A 19,282-nucleotide genomic window follows, 5' to 3' on the forward strand; every position below is an offset into this window, starting at 1 on the left:
TATGACAAATTATGAATTTTTGCGTTGGATAACATTTCCTGTGATGACAACGCATTTGGTAACCGTTAGAAAGGATATTAAACAACTATTAAAACAGCATAAAAAAGGAAATACAATACCTTCCGTTTTAGATGTAGGTGGTCGTAAATCTCCTTATACCATCAATTTACCAATGGCTGTTACTTTGCTAGATGTTCCTCAGGAAGAAGGTACAAGAGAGGCTTTAAATTTAGGATTTACATCAGAAATCCTAAAAACAATTCAAAAAAAACGAAGTAATATAAAAGACGTTGTCATTGAAGATATGACGAAATCTACGTTACCTGATGCATCCTACGATGCAGTGGTTTGTATAGAAGTTATAGAGCATGTGGAGGCAGATGATGTTTTTATAAGAAATATAGCCAAAGTTGTAGACAAAGGTGGTTGGGCTTATTTTACAACGCCAAATGGGGATTTTATAAAAAACGAAGGTCCTGGTAAAAATCCAGATCATGTAAGGCATTATACAAGATTAGAATTAAAAACCTTATTAGAAAAATATTTTGATAACGTTGATGTTCACTATGCTGTAAAGACAGGAAAACACAGAGTAAACGGTTTAAAGAGTTATAAAAGTGGTAATCCTTTTAGTGTATTAAAGTCTATAAGTTCTAATATTATTAATCGTGTTCAATCTAAAGGTTTAGAAGAGACATCACAAGAAACGGCACATTTAATTGCAATCGGTTTTAATTAAAATGAGTGATTCAATTACTTTTATATGATCTCAAATAATAAAATTGTAGTTCTACTTACGGGAACTATTAATCCTAATAGTTTTAAAACATTAGTTTTGATAGATCCAGAGGTGAGAAAAAAACAATACATTGACGCTATCTCTTATTATCTAATAAAAACAAGTTACAATATTGTTTTTACTGAAAATTCAGGAGTTTCTTTAAAAAAATATTTTAAAGGTTTCGAAGATAGGATTGAATTTCTTGTTTATAAGTTGGAAAAAGAAGATAAGGAAAAAGATAAAGGTAAAGGTTTTAAAGAATTGGGGATAATTGATTATACGATTGAAAATTCGAAAAGAATAAGAGAAGCAGAATACATCATAAAAATTACAGGAAGATTAAAAGTTCTTAACTTAAACATTCTAGTAGATAAGTTTCTTGCTAAGAATAAAAAAAACAGTGAAATAGTTTCTTGCAATATTTTTAAATTAAAAAAAATGGACTCAAGGTGTTTTATATTTTCATTAGATTTTTGGCCGTATTTAAAAAATGAAAGAGAAAATGTTAATTTAAATTACTCATTTGAGATGGCGTTATGGAATTCTGTTATTTGCTATAATTTAAAGGAAGGAGTATTTAAACAGTTGTTTAGCCCTTTAAGAATAAAAGGTGTAAGTGGAGGTTTTGGAACCTCATATGATCACGGGCTTTTAAAATTTAAAATAAAACAAATTATACATGTTTTGAGAACTCCATTTTGGTATAATAAAATTTTAAAATAAACTATAACTTTTAATCTGAATTAACTTACAATAAGGTTTTTGAAAATTCTTCTATTCCACACTTACAATAAAGGGTATCTTTCTAGTTTTTTTCATGAACTATCAGCAAAGCTTGTTCAGAGAGGATATAATGTTGTTAGTTTTTCTTGGAAAGGTTCTGTAAGTGAGCGAGAGATAGATGGTGTTAAAGTCATTGTAAGAAGAAAACAAGGTTATGTAGTTAATTATCATAATGTATATAACATTATTAAAAAGGAAAAGCCAGATGTTATTCTTTCTAATTTTAGTTATGTAAATCCCGCATTGTTATTTGGGAAGTTGTTTGGAGTAAAAAAGAATTTGGTATGGTTTCACTCATTAAATGAACAGTTAGAATCGAGTAAAACTCAAATTTTTATAAAAAAACAATTTTTGAAATTAGCAAATAAAGTTATTGCTAATTCGTTTCTAACAAAGACAGAATTACATGAGCTTTATGGTGTTCAGAAGCAAAAGACACAAGCTATACCTTTTTGGAGTAATATTTCCGAGCAAAAGTTGATGCCATCTGAATTAAAATTTAAAACAGATTCTCAGATTATTAAAATTGGTTGCCCAGGTCGGATAACTGATGATAAAAACCAACAAATAATAATAGAAACAATTTCTCAATTAAAAAGTGAAAATAATTATGATTTTCATCTTTACATTGCAGGAGTTGGAAATGCACTTTCTAAGTTAAAAAAGAAAGTTGAATACTTAGACCTAATAGATGAGGTTACATTTTTAGGACAATTATCTGCCAATGAGATGTTAAATTTCTATAATCAAATGGATGTGGTTGTATTGCCTAGTTTGCATGAGGCATTTGGATTGGTTTTCATAGAAGCAATTTCTTTAGGAACACCAGTTGTTGTGTCTTCACAATTTGGTGCCTTATCTTTTATAAAGGATAAAAACGAAATGTTTACTAAAGTTACTTTTAAACCCAACTCGGTAAAAGAACTTAAGGACCGATTAATTCCATATTTGGAACATCAAGGATTACCTAAAATATACTTTGAAAATCTATATGAAGACAACTATAATAAAGCTATTATTTTTGATATGTTCCTTGGAAATCTTGAGCTAAAATAGTTAAGTGTTTATATAAAATTGAAAAAATTAGTTTGAAAATTATAATTCTATACACACATAATAAAGGTTTACTTTCTAGTTTTTTTCAAGAATTATCTAAAAAACTTAAAGAAGAAGGTTATGAGGTTATTAACTTCTGTTTAAAACAAAAAAATAAATCTTTTTTTCAAAACGGAGTCTCGGTTCGTATTGAGAAAAATGAAGGGTATTTTAGTAATTATTATAAAATATATCAACTAATAAAGAAAGAAAAGCCCAACATTGTTATTTCCAATTTTAGCTATATTAATCCTGCAGTTTTAGCTGGCAGACTTTTAGGGATTAAGCATAACATCGCTTGGTTTCATTCTGCTTATGGACACACTAAGCCTAGTTTTATTAAAGTTTTAAACAAAACCTTGTATTTAAATATGGCACATTTAGTCTTGGCTAATTCCAAACAATTACAAGAAGAAATGCATACGGTTTACAAAGTACCAAGAGAGCGAACAAATGCTGTACCTTTTTGGACTAATATTAACGATTATAAGCCTTGTCCAAAAACCTTAAAACGTTTAGAAAACAAAAAGGTTTTTAAAATAGGCAGTCCGGGACGTTTGGTATCAGATAAAAATCATCAAACCGTAATTAAAGCTGTAAGTCAGCTAAAATCGGAAAGTAATAAGCCAATACAATTATATTTAGCAGGAAACGGTTCATATAAGGAATCCTTAAGTTTATTGGTAGATCAATTAGATCTTAACGATAGTGTTACATTTTTAGGGAATTTGTCTGTAACGGAAATGGTTGCTTTTTACAAAAGTATGGATGTGGTTGTGCTGCCTAGTTATAATGAAGCTTTTGGTTTGGTTTTTATAGAGGCTATAGCTTTGGGAGTACCAGTTATTGTATCTTCAAAATTTGGAGCTTTAGACTTTGTAGATAAAGAACAATTTTCATTAAAAAACTTTACATTTGACCCTAATTCGGTAACTGATTTAAAACACAGTTTACTGAACTATGTAGAGAAAAGAGGAATGGCTAGTAATTATTTTAATGATTTATATACTAGCACTTTCAATAAAGACCTTATTTTCAAAAAAATTCTAAAAACGATAAAAAAAGTTTAATGCTATTCACTTTTTTAAAATATATACAGCCTACACATTATTTTCAGTGCTTTACTAAAACTAATGGTTCTGTTTTTCCTGAAGTAGAACAGCTTCCTGAATTTGTCTTGTCAAAATTAAGTAGAGATACTAAATATTCATCTGAACGTGCTGCAGAATATGATTTGTCTTGGCAAGCCATACAGAATGGCTACGTTGGAGATACACCTACGTATTCTCGTTTTGAAACCATTAGTATTGAAGATAATTACCATTTTGCCCGAAAGTATTTTAATTCAGCTTGGGTTTTATATGTGTTGCTATTAAGAGTTTTTTCATTTCATAACCCATTTAGGGAAATACGAGCTTGGTTAAAAACAAGGTCTGTTGATAGAGTTTCTGTTGGTGCTAATCCCATTTTTTACAAAGATTGGGATACTTTTAATTCGTCATTACTAAAAGAAAGTCCTAAAGTAAGTGTTGTTATTCCTACCTTGAATCGGTACAATTATTTACACGATGTTTTAAAGGATTTAGAAACACAAGATTATTCTAATTTTGAAGTTATAGTTGTAGATCAATCAGAACCCTTTAATCCAGAATTTTATAAGAATTATAATTTAGATATTAATCTTATAAGACAGGAAGAAAAAGCACTTTGGTTAGCACGTAATACAGCTGTTAAAGACGCTACAGGAGATTTAATTGCGCTTTCTGAAGATGACGTTCGTATTGCTTCTAATTGGATTAGTTCTCATTTAAAGTGTTTAGATTTTTTTGATTCAGAAGTTTCGGCTGGTGTTTTTTATCCAGAAGGGCAACACATACCTAAAGATAGATCTTATTTTGCACTAGCATCTCAGTTTGCCACAGGTAACGCTATGCTTTATAAAACTGTTTTTACTAGCGTAGGCTTATTTGATAGGCAATTTGAAAAACAACGTATGGGAGATGGTGAGTTTGGTATGCGCGTTTATCTCGAAGGTATAAAAAGTGTATCTAACCCAATAGCATCTTGCATTGATGTAAAAGCAGGAACCGGTGGTTTACGAGAAATGGGTAGTTGGGATGCTTTTAGACCCTCTAATTTTTTTGCGCCAAGGCCTATACCAAGTGTTATTTATTATTTTAGACGCTATTATGGAAAAAAAGCGACAAAATTAGCTTTGTTTCGCATGGTTCCATTATCAATTTTTCCTTATCAATTTAAAAAAAATAAACCTTTATTGATATTGGGAGCTTTTCTAACACTGCTTATTCTTCCAATAGTATTTTATCAGGTATTTAAATCTTGGAGTTTAGCGAGTCAGAAAATTAATAAGGGGCCTTTAATAGAAACTTTATAATGCAATTACAAAACAAGCAGCTATTAATTGTTACTTCAGAATTCCCGCCACAACCAGGCGGAATAGGTAATCATGCTTATCAATTAGCCTTAGAATTATCTAAAAATGACTATTCAATTACGGTTATTGCAGATCAACGATCAACATTAGGTGAAGAAGAAGCCGTTTTTGATAAAACGTTGCCTTTTAAAGTGATACGAATAAAACGCCACAAACAACGATTTAAAATGTATTTGAATAGAATTGCTGTGACCTATAAAAATTTTTCAAAAGCATCGCATGTCATCGCTACTGGTAAATTCTCGCTATGGAATGTGGCTTTTATAAGCAGGTTTAAAAAAGCCAAAACAATAGCAGTTGTTCACGGAACAGAAGTTAATTTTAAGTCTTTTATTTTGAAAAAATCGATAGATTATTCTTTAAATAAAATGGATAGTATCGTTGCTGTTTCTCGTTATACAAAAAGTTTAATATCCTATTTAAATAAAGACGTTGAGGTGATTCCAAACGGTATACGTGCAAACGAATGGAATTCTGATGGGAGAAATTCAATAACTTTAAAAGGTAATCCTGTACTAACAACAATTGGTCGTGTGAGTTCAAGAAAAGGGCAACTCAATGTTATAAAACATTTACCAGAATTACTTAAACATTATCCAGACCTGCATTACCATTGTGTAGGTATTCCAACTGAGTCAGATTCTTTTACTCAAGTAGCAATAGATTTAGGTGTAAATTCACATATAACATTTCATGGCGCTTTAGACGATGAACAATTAAAACAGGTATTAAGTAGTACTACTATTTTTGTAATGTTGAGTAGTGAAAGTAAAACCGGAGATGTTGAAGGTTTTGGTATTGCAATTCTAGAGGCTAATGCCTTAGGTGTACCAGCTATAGGATCTAAAAAATGTGGTATTGAAGATGCTATTAAACCTAATGTTTCTGGAGTATTAATAGATTCAAGTGATACGAGTCAATTTTTAAAGGCCATTGATAGCATATTAAAATCAAAAGACACCTTTTCTGAAGCATCAAAAGATTGGGCTTTAGATCATAATTGGACCACTATTATTAAACACTATATAGCTTTGTTAATATGAGTACATTAACTATAATATCTCATACGGAGCATTACAAAAAAACAGATGGTACTATTGTAGGATTAGGATCTACTGTTACTGAGGTCAATAATTTGGTAGAGGTTTTTGATTCGATTATTCATGTGGCTATGTTGCATGATATTCCTGCGCCATCAAGTGCATTAGCTTACACGTCTAACACTATAACTTTTGTTGCTTTACCAGCTGTTGGCGGAACAAAGACAGTAGATAAACTTGCTATAATATGGAAAACGCCTCAAATATTGAGAACGATTCAAAAAGCTTTAAATAAATCAGATTATTTTCAGTTTAGGGCACCAACAGGAATTGGAGTTTTTGTTGTTCCTTATTTAATCTTTTTAAGTTCAAAAAAAGGATGGTTTAAATATGCTGGTAATTGGAAACAGGAGAATGCGCCAATGGCTTATCGCTTTCAACGTTATTTACTGAAACAACAGCGTAGAACTGTTACGATAAATGGAAGATGGGAGAATCAAGAAAAACACTGTCTTACATTTGAAAACCCATGTTTAACAGCCGAAGAAATTACACAAGGACAATTTATTACTCAAAATAAAAAATTAAACAAAGAAGCGATTAATTTTTGTTTCGTTGGGCGATTAGAAAAAGCTAAAGGATTAGGGTTACTTATAAATGCATTTAAATTACTTTCACAAGAAGAAGAATCGTGTATAGGAGATATTCATTTGGTGGGAGATGGAGAATTAATTGATTACTACAAAGCGCAAACTCTAAATAGTTCTTTGAATTTTATCTTTCATGGCTATTTATCTCGTGAAGATGTTCATCAAATTTATCAGATTTCTCATGCTATCATTTTACCATCTGCATCTGAAGGTTTTCCAAAAGTTATAGCTGAAGCTATGAATTATGGTTGTTTGCCTATTGTTTCTGATGTGTCTTCGATTTCTAATTATGTTATTGATAATCAAAACGGATTTTTACTAGCTTCAATTACAGAAGAAGGTTTATTAACTAAAATTGAAAAACTACTAGAACTATCTGAATTAACATATTCTAAGATGATAGATTCAAAGAAAACAACTATTTCAAAATTCGCATATTCGTATTATAATGAGCGGATTAAGATCGATTTAATGTAGGGTTTGGAATTAACTATTAATACCGTAAGATGCTGATTTTATTTTGGTTAAAAATTGATTTATTATGCCTAGTAAAAAAAAAATAATTACATTTAGCCGATGTTAAAAAATGTGCTATTCTAGATGATCTTAAAAAAACTGTTTTGGGTTTTTAAACGTCACCCAATCTTATATATTACCCGCTTTAAATTACTGTCTAAAAATGTTGAGATTAGTGATTTAAGTGCTTGTACCTATAATAAAACCAACAGAAAGGAGGATATTCCTGCATATTATAAAGAGATTAATAAATCAATCTTTAAAGATTCTATGCCAGAATCTGACTTATGTTTAATTCAAAAATTAAGCATTTGGCTACAGAATAACATTAAAGGTGGGCCAGGATTAAGTGAGCCTTCAGAGAAGGCATTACGAATTATGCTGGATGGTAAAGGCGGTGTTTGTAGTGATATGGCACAGATTTTTAATAATTTTTGTGTCATTAATTCAATAAAAGTTAGGGAATGGGGAACTACAAGAGCACCTTTTAATACCGAATATGGTGGACATTCTTTTAATGAAGTATTTAGTAAGGAATTAAATAAATGGGTGCTTATTGATGTTTATAATGGTTTTACTTTTTTTAATGAAGATAAATTACTATTGTCTGTTATTGAATTGTTTCAATTATCTCGAAATAAGAAGACAGTTCACTATAAATCTTTTAATGAGAATAAACCATTAGAAGAGGGTAGTGTTTATAGAAATTACTTAAATAAAGATACGGTTCCTTTTTTAATTTGTAATTATGATAATAAAACATACGATGTATTTTTAAAATATACACGTCCTTATATTCCTGTTTTTATAACACACTTTGTTTTGTATGTTTTTAGAAAAAGTTACCATTACCGTTTTCCATTAGATAATTATAAAATTATTTTTTCTTAATTAGATAGTTTGATATTTATTAATATACACTTTATCATTATTTACACGACTTCTTTTATTCTAAAACCTGACTTTATAAATTGAAAACCAATATTACTTATATTAGCGCTGTTGGTTTTCATGCTGCTTTAGGTGTTATAATTTACCTTAATGAAAGTATTGCAAAGCTGTATTTTTTTGCTGCTGTTGTTTATTTTATTTATCGTATAATTACTATCGCTGATGATAAAAGAACTTATGAAGTCTTAAAGGCTTGTGCTTATTTTGTGGGTGCTGAGGTTTTTTTCAGAACGACAAAAGGTTCTGTTTCTTATGAAGCAGGGAAGTACTTAGTGATATTTTTTGTGTTGTTAGGAATTTTTTATAGAGGTCTCTCAGGAAAAGGTTATCCTTATTTTATTTACTTAATGTTTTTAGTACCTTCAATATTTGTAGCTTCTACTACATTGAGTTTTGATGCTAATTTTAGAACCAATATTGCTTTTGTATTAAGTGGCCCTGTCTGTTTGGGTTTGTCTGCTTTATTTTGTTATGATAAACGTATAAGCAATAATCAGTTGTCTCAGATACTTCTTTTTATGGTGTTGCCTATCATAGCACACACAGCTTATATTTATTTTTATGTTCCTGATTTAAAAGAGGTACTCTCGAGTACGGCATCTAACCGTTCAGCAGCGGGAGGTTGGGGAGCAAATCAGGTATCTGCAGCTTTGGGTTTAGGTATGTTTTTAATGGCTATACGTTTATTTACGAAGTCACCGAGCTTAGGGTTAAAAGTTTTAAACGCTACTATTCTAGGTTTAATTGCTTTTAGAGCTGTTACCACCATGAGTCGAGGTGGTGTTATAGCTGCATTAATGGCAACTTTAGTATTTTTATTTTATTACTATAGACAATCTCGTGTGAAAAAACGAAATGAGTTAATTACTATGTTTGGCTTATTTTGCTTAAGTTTAGTATTTACATGGTTTGTTAGTATTAACCAGTCTGGTGGTTTGGTAAGTTTACGTTATTCTAATAAAGATCATTTAGGGAGAGAAAAGGCAAGTTTATCAACAGGAAGAGCAGAGTTGTTTGAGCATGAATTAGAAGGTTTTATAGATAGTCCTTTTTTTGGAATTGGTTCTAGTAGAGCAAAAGATCAGCGTATAGAACAGGAAGGGCAGGGGGTTACTTCGCATAGTGAGTTTAGTCGTACTTTAGCTGAACATGGTATGTTTGGAGTCGTTATTCTTTTGATTCTAATGTTTAAACCTTTAGATATGCGATCAAAGAATAAGAGTAATTACTATTTTTATGCTTTTTTAGCTTTTTGGTTTTTAACCATAAATCATATGTCTATGCGAATAGCGATGCCAGCTTTTATATATGGTTTAGCCTTATTAAATGTTAAAAATGAAAAGAATCCTGTACGTAGGAAACAACTTAAAGAACAACAAATCTAATATTTCTGGAATTCAAATACTTGGTGCTCTGCTTGAGAAAGAAGGCTATAGAATACATTATACTTCTTCTAAAACCAATAAAATAAGTAGATTATTAGATATGGTAAGGTCGTGTGTTGCATTATCTAAAAACATAGACTGCGTTTTAATAGACACTTATAGTACTCAGAATTTTTATTTTGCTCTTATTATTAGTCAATTATGTAGTCTGTTAAAAATAAAATATATTCCCATATTACATGGGGGAAATCTCCCCTCAAGATTAAAAAATAGTCCAAAATTAAGCGAACTAATCTTTAAAAATGCGGCATATAATGTGTCTCCTTCGGCATATTTAAAACAAGAATTCGAATTGTTTGGATATAAGAATGTTGTTCATATTCCTAATGTCATAGAGATTAAAGATTATCCTATTTTAAAAAAAGATTTCGATACTCCAAAGCTATTATGGGTACGTTCGTTTTCAAAAATTTATAATCCTCAATTGGCCATTCAAGTTTTTAATGACATAAAAAAAAGCTATCCAAAAGCTAAGTTGTGTATGGTTGGTCCTGATGCAGATGGTACTTTAGAAGACGTTAAAATGTTAGCGACTCAACTCAATTTAAACGTTGAGTTTACAGGGAAATTGACAAAAAAGGAATGGATTTCAGTTTCAAAAAACTATAATATATTTATTAATACTACAAATTTAGATAACACCCCAGTGAGTGTAATTGAAGCTATGGCTCTCGGATTACCTGTGGTTTCTACAAACGTTGGAGGTATGCCTTTTTTAATTTCAGATACTATAGAAGGTTTATTAGTGCAACCTCAAGATTCTAAAGCTATGGTCAATAAAATTTTAGAACTAATGCTAGATGTACAACTCAGAGAAAAATTAGTTTATAACGCACGTGAAAAAAGTGAGAGTTTTGCATGGGAGGCAGTAAAATCAAGATGGGATTCTATTTTGTCTTAAATTTATGTTAATAATAGTTTGTACTTCTTATATTTACAAGCAGTTTATATGAATAATAATGATTAAGAAAAGCATTCATTTCGAAATTTCTGAACGTAAGATTCTACTTAGAATTTTAGATTTGCTTATGGTTTTTGTAGGTGTCTATTGCTTAAGTCTTTATTATGATTTTGAATATATTGAAGTCAATATTAATAATAGTGTGGCTTTAATTTTATTAGGCGTCTATTTTACAGTTTTTGCTAGTATTTTTGAACTTTACGATTTACAGAAGGCAAGTCAGCTTGATTCCACGTTTAAAAACATTGTAATTACTACCTCTGTAGTCGTTTTATTTTACTTATTAACCCCTGTGCTCTCTCCTTATTTACCCTTGGAACGTATTCAAATTGTGTATTTTTATTTTACATTGATGTTCTCTGTTCTTTTATGGAGAGTACTTTACATTTACTTAATAGAGTCTCCACGTTTTTATAAGCGTGTTCTTTTAGTCGGAGAAATTTCGAGTATTGAGGGTTTAACTTCGGCTTTGAGTACTACGGATCCCAATTATAAAATTGTTGGATTTATTAATAGTGAAATCGTAATCTCAAAACCTGTAAAATATAGAGGTTTAACAGAATTTAAACCTAAAGACTTTTTAAAAACGATTGAAGAAGAAAAAATATCTGAAATCTTAGTGGCTAGTACAAATACTGAAGCCATCACAGCTGAGGTTTATCATGATTTAATGTTGCTTTTAGAACGTGGTTTTAAGATTAGAGATTATACGCAAGTTTATGAGGAGTTATTAAAAAAGGTACCAATTCAATTTGTAGGCAAAGATTTCTATAAGTATTTTCCTTTTAGCCGTAGTAATGAGAATAAGCTTTATATCTTTTTTCAACGTACTTTCGATGTTGTTTTTTCAATTATAGGTTTAATACTTGGTCTATTGATCTTACCTATTGTGCTTATTGGTAATCTTATAGGTAATAAAGGGCCTTTGTTTTATAGACAAGAGCGTGTTGGTAAAAACAGTAAGCCTTTTAATATTCTTAAGCTACGAAGCATGGTGGTTAATGCAGAGCAAGGCGGAGCTAAATGGGCTCAGAAAAATGATACTAGAATTACGAAGTTCGGGATTTTTTTAAGACGTTCTCGTATGGATGAGATTCCGCAGTTTTACAATGTTCTTAAAGGGGATATGAGTATTATTGGCCCAAGACCAGAGCGTCCTTTCTTTGTGAATGAGTTATCACAAATTATTCCGTTTTATGAAACAAGACATATCATAAAACCAGGTTTAACAGGGTGGGCACAGGTAAGTACGCGTTATGGCGCTTCTGTAGATGAGAGTCTGACTAAATTACAGTACGATTTGTATTATATAAAGCATCGTAGTGTTTTCTTAGACCTTAATATTTTTATAAAGACCTTGAGTACGATTCTTTATTATAGGGGGCAGTAGGTTTGGTTAGATGGTGATATGGTGATATGGTGATATGGTGATATGGTGAGGTGGTGAGGTGGTGATATGGTGATATGGTGATATGGTGATTTGGGGAGATGGTGATTTGGTGGGATGGTGATTTGGTGAGATGGTGATTTGGTGAGATGGTGATATGGTGAGATTGGTGATGCTTTCTTTAATAACGGATACTAAAAATAGTGCTTATGTGTTGCTTTTCATATTAAAAATAAGACACTTCACACTTTTTACTTTTCTTCAGACAGATTAAACCACTTTACTAAATATACATATCTAACCATTAGTGCTATAAGCAGAGGAATTAAACCTATGGCAAAGACCTGAACTCCTATAATCCAATGTGAGGCAATTAAGCAAAGCATGATGATTAAGAATCTTAGGTACTTTTTAAACCACATTTTAACCTTTGGTTTTGCTAATTGTCCGATTACAAACAGATTTAGTGGGAATGCCCATAATACATTATAATTTAATGCTGTTGCGGAGTGGTCTGTTGCAAACCATAATAGTAATAATACAATACCAATAAGACCTGTAAGTGCAAAAAGGGTGATGTCTAACCATTTGCTTCTTACTTTGTTTTTGTAATCTTTATAGGTTATAAAAAGGATACAAGCGGCTAGTAAACCAATGATGACTAATGGGCTTAATATAAAATTAGCTTTGGTATTTGTTTCTTTTTTTTGATAAAGCGTCGTTGCGCTTTTAACCAAGTTTTTAGAAGTGTTTAATTTTGCGGTCTCAAAAAAAGTATGAATATATTTCGGTAAAAACATAAACTCTTCTGCTGTAGCTTGTTTATCTATTACGGCACCTAAAGCAATGTCTATACCAAAGCTGCCCCATGTATTTAAGCCCACGTGTTCATGGATGAGGTCTCTGAATGTTTTAGGTTCGAAATTTTGAGGTAATATAAAATCTATTGTTTCTGAAGTTGTGTTTTGGGTAACATCTCTAATTCTTGTAGCGCAATTATCATAGAAAAAGTCGTATAAATAGCGTCTGTTTTCTGGTTTGTAATTATTTTCTAGGTAGTTAAAGAGTTTCTGTTTGTCTTGAGTAGAAAGATTTAAAACTTGCTCTTCAATCGTACGATTAGCTCTTTTATAGGCATAAAAGAAATTTTGAAATGGATGCCTGCTAATGAGGTAATTTAGTTTTCCTTGAGCGAATTTTAAATAAAAATTAGGGGCATCAAAATCATATTCTCCATAGCCATAAACCACATCGATACCTAAAGCTTTATCTTTTATCCTGAAAGCATTATGTCCAAAAGCATCATTTAAAGATTCTCCTGGCCCAATGGTTATAACTGATATTTTTGCGTTGTCAGAGAGTTGATATTGTTGTGAGAATCCAGAAATACAAGTGAAAAGTAAAACAAGAACTGATAATTTTAGTTTCATTACTGTTGAATTATCTAAAGACACTGAAGTCTATTTTTAAAGAAAAGATATTTGAGTATAAAGCAGCACTTTGATCTCCTATGTCTGTAAAAGCATAATCTATTTGTATGCCTCGGTATTTAAATCCGACTCCGAAATTAGGTTGAAAAGTCACTTGCTCTGAATCGTCGATTTGTAATTCATTTTGAAAATTACCAACACCTGCTCTTAGAAAAACAAGATCTGTATACCCAAATTCGAAACCTAAAGCAGGATTAATACTGGCAAAAGATGTGGATATAATATCGTTATTTTCTGCAAAGCGCATATTTAAGTTTGCTGCTGCTAATAAAGAATAGTCATAATGAAAGATCCATTTTTTAGACATTCCTAATTGTAGTTTTGGAATTGTAATTTCTGTGGTCTCAGGCAATTCTTGGTTTTCACCATCAATGGCACTGCTAATATCTTCAAATTTATCTTCGTCTATAGACCAGGCATTAAATGTGGTTGTAATATCTCTAGCCATCAGTCCAAATTTCCAATCATTTCGTCGGCTTTCAAATTGAATTCCTGCATCGAAACCAAATCCCCAAGAGGATGCAAAATCACCAATAATTCGTCGGATCACTTTTGCATTCACTCCAAAATTTAATCCATCTAAAGGTAATTTTCTAGCATAAGAGAAGGTAAGCCCGTAATCTGCCGTAGAAAATGTACTTATTCTATCGTAATTAATGTTTCCTTGATCGTCAATTAATTGTGTGGTATCTAAAATATCATCTACACCAAAACGAATTAAAGAGATTCCCATAGCACTTGATTTGTCTATAGGCATGGCATAAGCGATGTAGTTATAATTTGCAATATTCGCAAAATAACTGGAGTGCATTAATGAGAGCTGTGTGTCCTCAACATGTACCAATCCTGCAGGATTCCAGTAACCTGAATTTACATCAGCCGTTTGGGAGACCACAGCATTACTCATCCCTAAGGCAGCAGCATCTACACCAATATTCATAAATTCATTTGAATACTTCGTTTGAGCTGAAACCGTAAGAGTAGCAAGCGTTAAGAGAATTACATAGTAATTTTTCAACAACACAATTTTTTTTTACAAAGATGCATAATATTTTCCTATCTATTAAACTCTATAACGGCGTTCTTATTGTTTTTAAATATAATTTTATGACTTATTTTACCCAAGCTCCATAATATGTATTCTCTTATTGTCTATATAGGTTGTATTATTTTAATATAAATGGAGGTTTATTTTATGTTGTTTTAAGAATTGAAAAGATATAATTTGAGAAAAAATATAAGATTAGAATTAAATACTTTCTATTTTTACAAAAATTAAGATTATGAGCTTTAAAAGACACATTCCGAATTTAGTAACACTTCTCAACTTGTTTTCGGGTTGTATTGCTGTAATATTTGCTGTTAATGGTAATTTTATTGCCGCCTCTATATTTGTTTTTTTAGGGATATTTTTCGACTTTTTTGATGGGCTTTTAGCTAGAAAACTCAATGTACAGAGTCCGATGGGAATTCAGTTAGATTCTTTGGCAGATTTAGTAACCAGTGGTGTAGTGCCAGGGATTATTATGTTTAAGCTTATTGGATTGACTATTGATGCGCCAGATTATTCGGCTTACAGTGATAGTTGGAATTCTGTTTTTCATTGGCAAGGTTTTAAAATGTCTGTATTACCGTTAATCGGTTTGTTTATTCCGTTAGCATCAGCTTATCGTTTGGCAAAGTTTAATTTAGATGAAGATCAGCAAAGTTATTTTAAAGGTTTGCCTGTGCCTGCTAATACTCTAGTATTATTATCGCTACCTCTTATTTTAGAGTATCAGAATAATGACCTTATTAATAACATTATTATCAATAAATGGTTTTTAATTGGTTTAACCTTGTTGAGCTGTTACCTTTTAAATTCGAATATAAAGTTATTCGCTTTAAAATTTAAAAACTATGGTTTTAAGGATAATGCCGTACGTTATATTTTTCTAATATTAAGTGTTGTCTTAATTATAGTACTTCATTTTGCAGCCATTCCTTTAGTTATTGGTTTGTATATTTTACTTTCATTATTAACGAAATCTAAGATTCATTAATCTTAAAGTTCTATTTATTCTTACTTTCTTAAACACTTATAATTTATGGCCTCAGGATTTTTTGCACTACTTGATGATATCGCAGCGATAATGGATGACGTTGCTGTTATGACTAAGATTACGACTAAAAAAACAGCAGGTATATTAGGTGATGATTTGGCTGTAAATGCGGAAAAAGCTTCTGGTTTTGTGTCTTCTCGTGAAATCCCAGTGCTTTGGGCTATAACCAAAGGTTCTTTACTGAATAAGTTAATTATATTACCCTTGGCTTTTTTATTAAGTGCTTTTGTACCTTGGGCAATCATCATTATTTTAATTCTTGGAGGGCTGTATTTGGCTTATGAAGGAGCTGAGAAAATCTATGAGTTTATTGTGCCTCACCCGAAAGCAGTAGAAGTAGATCTTAAAAAGGATTTTACAGAACAAGAATTATTAGATTTAGAAAAAGCTAAGATTAAGTCTGCCGTTGTTACCGATTTTATTTTGTCTGTAGAGATTGTAATTATCGCTTTAGGTTCTGTGGTTAATGAACCTTTAGTGACTCAGATTATTGTGGTTTCTATAGTGGCTTTAATTGCGACTATTGGTGTTTATGGTATTGTAGCCTTAATTGTAAGGATGGATGATCTTGGTTTAAAACTGATTGGTAAAAGTGACGATGGTAAGGGTTTTTTATTTGGTATTGGAACATTTTTAGTGAAAGCCTTACCAATGGTTATAAAGAGTTTGTCTGTTATAGGAACTATTGCTTTGTTGCTTGTTGCGGGTGGTATTTTTGTTCATAATATTGATTATATGCATCATTTCTTAGAACAGATTCCTTCGGTTTTACGAGATTTTATTGTGGGTCTTGCTGCAGGTGTTGTTTGTTTACTTCTTGTCAATGGTGTTAAGATGTTACTTCCTAAAAAGAATGGGCATTAGGGTTTTTCATTCCTGCGCAGGCAGGGATTATACTAAATTGATTTTTGGAGGGGAACACCAACAATGGTATAGATCGTTCAAGGTTACTCGTTTTTTTACTTTAAGACAAAACAAGTAGAACTTAGATTATAGTTGAAGGATGTGATTTATTTAGTTTGATTGTTGGTGGAAAACACCAACAACGGCAAGCAATGGCAAGGAGCATTAGGTTTTGTTATTCGTGTGTGTAAGGATTTATACTAAATTGATTGTTGGTGGAAAACACCAACAATGGCAAGTTGTTGCTTCCTGAAAAGAGAGGATATTAGGTTTTTTTATTCCTGCTTAGTTAGGAATTTATATTAAATTGATTGTTGGCGGGAAACACCAATAATGGCAAGTTGTTGCTTCCTAAAAAGTGTGGGCATTAGGGTTTTGTTATTCCTGTTAAGGTAGGGATTTATACTAAATTGATTGTTGGTGGGAAACACGAACAATGGCAAGTTGTTGCTTCCTGAAAAGAGAGGATATTAGGTTTTGTTATTCCTGTTGAGGTAGGGATTTATACTAAATTGATTGTTTGTGGGAAACACCAACAATGGCAAGTTTATGATGTTTATTTTTACATTATAAATACTATTAATGTCATTGCGCCAATATTGGTGTTTCTCACCAATATTTTATAGATGTAATTCCAATACATAATTTAAGATGATTTTAAAACCTTTAAAAATAGAAGATTGTCCGCAATTTTATACAGCTACAATTTTAGATTGGAAAAAACTTTTAAAGCCAGAAAAATATAAATTAATCATTATTGAATCTTTACAATTTTTAGTAGAAGAGAAAAGAGTTGAAGTTTATGGTTATGTTATAATGGATAACCATATCCATATTATTTGGAAACCTATGCTTTTGTATTCATTAAAGCATACACAATTGAGTTTTATGAAGTTTACTGCGCAACGCATAAAACAAGATTTAGAATTACATCATAAAGCTGTTTTAAAGTGTTTTTATGTAGAATCTAAAGATCGATCATACCAATTTTGGAAAAGAAATTCACTTTGTGTGGATCTCTATTCTGATAAAATTATAGAGCAGAAGTTAAAATATATTCATGAAAATCCTGTTAAAGCGGGACTGTGTTGTAATCCTGAAGATTATAGGTTTTCATCGGCTAAATTTTATAAAGAAAAGGGTGACGAATTTTGTTTTATCTCAGATTTTAGGTTGTGATTGTTGGTGGAAAACACCAATAATGGCATTTGGGACTATACTCATGAAAATACAGTGAAATATGTATTTTGCTTTAAAACTGAAGATTATAGTTTTTTATCGGCTAAATTTTATAGAGATAAAGGTGAAGGATTTGTTTTTGTCTCAGATTTTAGGTTGTAATTGTTGGTGAGAAACGCCAACAATGGCATTTAGGACTATATTCATGAAAACCCTGTTAAATCTGGACTGTTTTATAAAGAAAGGAGTGATGAGTTTAGTTTTATCTCAGATTTTAGGTTGTGATTGTTGTTGGTAAACACGAACAATGGCATTGTAGAAATTAAATAGAAGACTTATTAATTAAAAAAATAATTTCTTCTTACGTAATTCAAAATTCTGGCCTAAGTACACTTTACGAACCATTTCATCACTAGCTAATTCTTCTGGTTTTCCTGCTTTAAGGATATTACCTTCAAACATTAAGTACGTTCTGTCAGTGATCGCTAGAGTTTCTTGTACGTTGTGATCTGTAATAAGGATACCAATGTTTTTCTTTGTTAGCTTTGCTACAATACGTTGAATATCTTCTACAGCAACAGGATCTACACCAGCAAAAGGTTCATCTAAGAGAATAAAACTAGGATCTGTGGCTAAGGCACGTGCAATTTCTGTTCGGCGTCGCTCACCACCAGAAAGTAAATCACCTCTACTTTTTCTAATATGTCCTAAACCAAATTCTTCAATTAGTGATTCCATTTTATCAAGTTGCTCTTTCTTACTTAATTTAGTAAGTTGTAACACACTTAAAATATTATCTTCAATGCTTAGTTTTCTAAATACAGAAGCTTCTTGAGCTAAGTAACCAATACCGTTTTGGGCACGTTTGTACATTGGGTATTTTGTAATGTTAGTATCATCTAAAAAGATATTACCACCATTGGGTTTAATAATCCCAACAATCATATAGAAAGACGTGGTTTTACCAGCACCATTTGGTCCTAATAAGCCTACAATTTCTCCTTGGTTAACCTCTAAAGAGACATCCTTTACTACTTTTCGTCCGCCGTAGGACTTCATTAAATGTTCTGCTCGTAACTTCATATATGGTCTAAGAATGCTAAAATTAATAAAATCATGTGGATTCTATTTGCTTTAGTTGTCATTTATTAAAAGTTTAACCTTGTAATGCTTTCTAATTATGAATTAGAATCAGCATTATGTTGCTCTATAGCATCCCAATATTCATGGGCACGCCTTAAGTGTGGTATTACAATTGTACCACCAACTAACGTTGCAATCCCTAGAGCTTCACTAATTTCTTCTTTAGAAATTCCTTCATTATAAGAGGCTTCTAAATGGTATTTGACACAATCGTCACAACGTAAAACAGTAGATGCAACCAGACCTAAAAGCTCTTTTGTCTTTTTATCTAAAGCCCCTTCTTTAAAAGCATTGGTATCTAAATTAAAAATACGCTTTACTACTTTATTATTATCGGCTAATATTTTATCGTTCATTTTAGCACGATAATCATTAAATTCTTTTACAATATCAGACATCTA

18 protein-coding genes are annotated in these 19,282 nt (G+C 31.2%); 14 read left to right on the forward strand and 4 right to left on the reverse strand.

What is annotated here, in order from left to right; genetic code table 11:
• The first annotated feature begins 1 nt into the window (after position 1).
• The 11 genes from H0I32_RS13455 to H0I32_RS13505 all read left to right on the forward strand — a co-directional run bounded on the left by H0I32_RS13455 (position 2) and on the right by H0I32_RS13505 (position 12,067).
• Positions 2–739 carry a class I SAM-dependent methyltransferase gene (locus H0I32_RS13455; RefSeq protein ID WP_179314584.1) on the forward strand — a complete coding sequence of 246 codons (738 nt, stop codon included), beginning with the start codon at positions 2–4 and terminating at the stop codon, positions 737–739.
• Positions 740–763: 24 nt separating this feature from the next.
• Positions 764–1,504 carry a hypothetical protein gene (locus H0I32_RS13460; protein WP_179314583.1) on the forward strand — a complete coding sequence of 247 codons (741 nt, stop codon included), beginning with the start codon at positions 764–766 and terminating at the stop codon, positions 1,502–1,504.
• 39 nt (positions 1,505–1,543) lie between these two features.
• Entirely contained in the window at positions 1,544–2,620 is a 1,077-nt protein-coding gene (locus H0I32_RS13465) for a glycosyltransferase family 4 protein (protein ID WP_179314582.1), read from the forward strand.
• A gap of 32 nt (positions 2,621–2,652) precedes the next feature.
• The gene (locus H0I32_RS13470; protein ID WP_179314581.1) at positions 2,653–3,729 is read left to right on the forward strand and encodes a glycosyltransferase family 4 protein; all 1,077 of its coding nucleotides are present in this window, start codon (positions 2,653–2,655) and stop codon (positions 3,727–3,729) included.
• Positions 3,729–5,054: a glycosyltransferase family 2 protein gene (locus H0I32_RS13475; protein WP_179314580.1), complete on the forward strand. Its 1,326-nt coding sequence runs from the start codon at positions 3,729–3,731 to the stop codon at positions 5,052–5,054. Before H0I32_RS13470 ends, H0I32_RS13475 begins: the two co-directional genes overlap by 1 nt.
• Positions 5,054–6,157, forward strand: coding sequence for a glycosyltransferase family 4 protein (locus H0I32_RS13480; protein ID WP_179314579.1), 1,104 nt, complete (start codon positions 5,054–5,056; stop codon positions 6,155–6,157). Before H0I32_RS13475 ends, H0I32_RS13480 begins: the two co-directional genes overlap by 1 nt.
• A complete protein-coding gene (locus H0I32_RS13485) occupies positions 6,154–7,281 on the forward strand; it encodes a glycosyltransferase (protein ID WP_179314578.1) in 1,128 nt (375 codons plus the stop codon). Before H0I32_RS13480 ends, H0I32_RS13485 begins: the two co-directional genes overlap by 4 nt.
• Positions 7,282–7,404: 123 nt before the next feature.
• A complete protein-coding gene (locus tag H0I32_RS13490; protein WP_179314577.1) occupies positions 7,405–8,211 on the forward strand; it encodes a transglutaminase domain-containing protein in 807 nt (268 codons plus the stop codon).
• 80 nt (positions 8,212–8,291) lie between these two features.
• Positions 8,292–9,656, forward strand: a complete 1,365-nt coding sequence (locus H0I32_RS13495) for an O-antigen ligase family protein (protein WP_246293648.1) — start codon at positions 8,292–8,294, stop codon at positions 9,654–9,656.
• A complete protein-coding gene (locus H0I32_RS13500; RefSeq protein ID WP_179314576.1) occupies positions 9,607–10,617 on the forward strand; it encodes a glycosyltransferase family 4 protein in 1,011 nt (336 codons plus the stop codon). The genes H0I32_RS13495 and H0I32_RS13500 overlap by 50 nt, the downstream gene beginning before the upstream one ends.
• Positions 10,618–10,675: 58 nt before the next feature.
• Complete coding sequence (locus H0I32_RS13505) at positions 10,676–12,067, forward strand: exopolysaccharide biosynthesis polyprenyl glycosylphosphotransferase (RefSeq protein WP_179314575.1); 1,392 nt, start codon at positions 10,676–10,678, stop codon at positions 12,065–12,067.
• A gap of 248 nt (positions 12,068–12,315) precedes the next feature.
• Here H0I32_RS13505 and H0I32_RS13510 read toward each other — a convergent pair whose 3' ends face one another.
• Both H0I32_RS13510 and H0I32_RS13515 read right to left on the reverse strand, forming a co-directional pair.
• On the reverse strand, positions 12,316–13,494 hold the full coding sequence (locus H0I32_RS13510; protein ID WP_179314620.1) for a DUF4105 domain-containing protein: 1,179 nt from the start codon (positions 13,492–13,494) through the stop codon (positions 12,316–12,318).
• Positions 13,495–13,504: 10 nt separating this feature from the next.
• Positions 13,505–14,572 carry a PorV/PorQ family protein gene (locus H0I32_RS13515; protein ID WP_173588201.1) on the reverse strand — a complete coding sequence of 356 codons (1,068 nt, stop codon included), beginning with the start codon at positions 14,570–14,572 and terminating at the stop codon, positions 13,505–13,507.
• A 265-nt stretch (positions 14,573–14,837) separates the two neighbouring features.
• Between H0I32_RS13515 and H0I32_RS13520 the strand changes: the two genes are divergently transcribed.
• The 3 genes from H0I32_RS13520 (at position 14,838) to H0I32_RS13530 (ending at position 17,738) form a co-directional block, all read left to right on the forward strand.
• Positions 14,838–15,596 carry a CDP-alcohol phosphatidyltransferase family protein gene (locus H0I32_RS13520; protein ID WP_173588202.1) on the forward strand — a complete coding sequence of 253 codons (759 nt, stop codon included), beginning with the start codon at positions 14,838–14,840 and terminating at the stop codon, positions 15,594–15,596.
• A 45-nt stretch (positions 15,597–15,641) separates the two neighbouring features.
• Entirely contained in the window at positions 15,642–16,520 is an 879-nt protein-coding gene (locus tag H0I32_RS13525) for a DUF808 domain-containing protein (RefSeq protein WP_179314574.1), read from the forward strand.
• Positions 16,521–17,210: 690 nt separating this feature from the next.
• Entirely contained in the window at positions 17,211–17,738 is a 528-nt protein-coding gene (locus H0I32_RS13530; RefSeq protein ID WP_179314573.1) for a transposase, read from the forward strand.
• A gap of 342 nt (positions 17,739–18,080) precedes the next feature.
• On the opposite strand, the gene lptB is transcribed toward H0I32_RS13530, so the two are convergent.
• Both lptB and H0I32_RS13540 read right to left on the reverse strand, forming a co-directional pair.
• Positions 18,081–18,821 (reverse strand): LPS export ABC transporter ATP-binding protein, encoded by a 741-nt coding sequence (lptB, locus tag H0I32_RS13535; protein WP_173588205.1) that lies wholly within the window; start codon positions 18,819–18,821, stop codon positions 18,081–18,083.
• A gap of 95 nt (positions 18,822–18,916) precedes the next feature.
• Positions 18,917–19,279, reverse strand: a complete 363-nt coding sequence (locus tag H0I32_RS13540; protein WP_173588206.1) for a carboxymuconolactone decarboxylase family protein — start codon at positions 19,277–19,279, stop codon at positions 18,917–18,919.
• Positions 19,280–19,282 lie beyond the last annotated feature (3 nt).

It is taken from the genome of Winogradskyella sp. HaHa_3_26 (genome assembly GCF_019278425.1).
In the GTDB taxonomy this organism is placed as follows: Bacteria; Bacteroidota; Bacteroidia; order Flavobacteriales; family Flavobacteriaceae; genus Winogradskyella; species Winogradskyella undariae.

What these genes read in the sequence shown, in the direction of transcription:
- H0I32_RS13455 (WP_179314584.1), top strand. Translation starts at nt 2, where the DNA reads ATGACAAATTATGAATTTTTGCGTTGGATAACATTTCCTGTGATGACA.
- H0I32_RS13460 (WP_179314583.1), top strand. Translation starts at nt 764, where the DNA reads ATGATCTCAAATAATAAAATTGTAGTTCTACTTACGGGAACTATTAAT.
- H0I32_RS13475 (WP_179314580.1), top strand. Translation starts at nt 3,729, where the DNA reads ATGCTATTCACTTTTTTAAAATATATACAGCCTACACATTATTTTCAG.
- H0I32_RS13480 (WP_179314579.1), top strand. Translation starts at nt 5,054, where the DNA reads ATGCAATTACAAAACAAGCAGCTATTAATTGTTACTTCAGAATTCCCG.
- H0I32_RS13485 (WP_179314578.1), top strand. Translation starts at nt 6,154, where the DNA reads ATGAGTACATTAACTATAATATCTCATACGGAGCATTACAAAAAAACA.
- H0I32_RS13490 (WP_179314577.1), top strand. Translation starts at nt 7,405, where the DNA reads ATGATCTTAAAAAAACTGTTTTGGGTTTTTAAACGTCACCCAATCTTA.
- H0I32_RS13500 (WP_179314576.1), top strand. Translation starts at nt 9,607, where the DNA reads ATGAAAAGAATCCTGTACGTAGGAAACAACTTAAAGAACAACAAATCT.
- H0I32_RS13505 (WP_179314575.1), top strand. Translation starts at nt 10,676, where the DNA reads ATGATTAAGAAAAGCATTCATTTCGAAATTTCTGAACGTAAGATTCTA.
- H0I32_RS13510 (WP_179314620.1), bottom strand. Translation starts at nt 13,494, where the DNA reads ATGAAACTAAAATTATCAGTTCTTGTTTTACTTTTCACTTGTATTTCT.
- H0I32_RS13520 (WP_173588202.1), top strand. Translation starts at nt 14,838, where the DNA reads ATGAGCTTTAAAAGACACATTCCGAATTTAGTAACACTTCTCAACTTG.
- H0I32_RS13525 (WP_179314574.1), top strand. Translation starts at nt 15,642, where the DNA reads ATGGCCTCAGGATTTTTTGCACTACTTGATGATATCGCAGCGATAATG.
- H0I32_RS13530 (WP_179314573.1), top strand. Translation starts at nt 17,211, where the DNA reads ATGATTTTAAAACCTTTAAAAATAGAAGATTGTCCGCAATTTTATACA.
- lptB (WP_173588205.1), bottom strand. Translation starts at nt 18,821, where the DNA reads ATGAAGTTACGAGCAGAACATTTAATGAAGTCCTACGGCGGACGAAAA.
- H0I32_RS13540 (WP_173588206.1), bottom strand. Translation starts at nt 19,279, where the DNA reads ATGTCTGATATTGTAAAAGAATTTAATGATTATCGTGCTAAAATGAAC.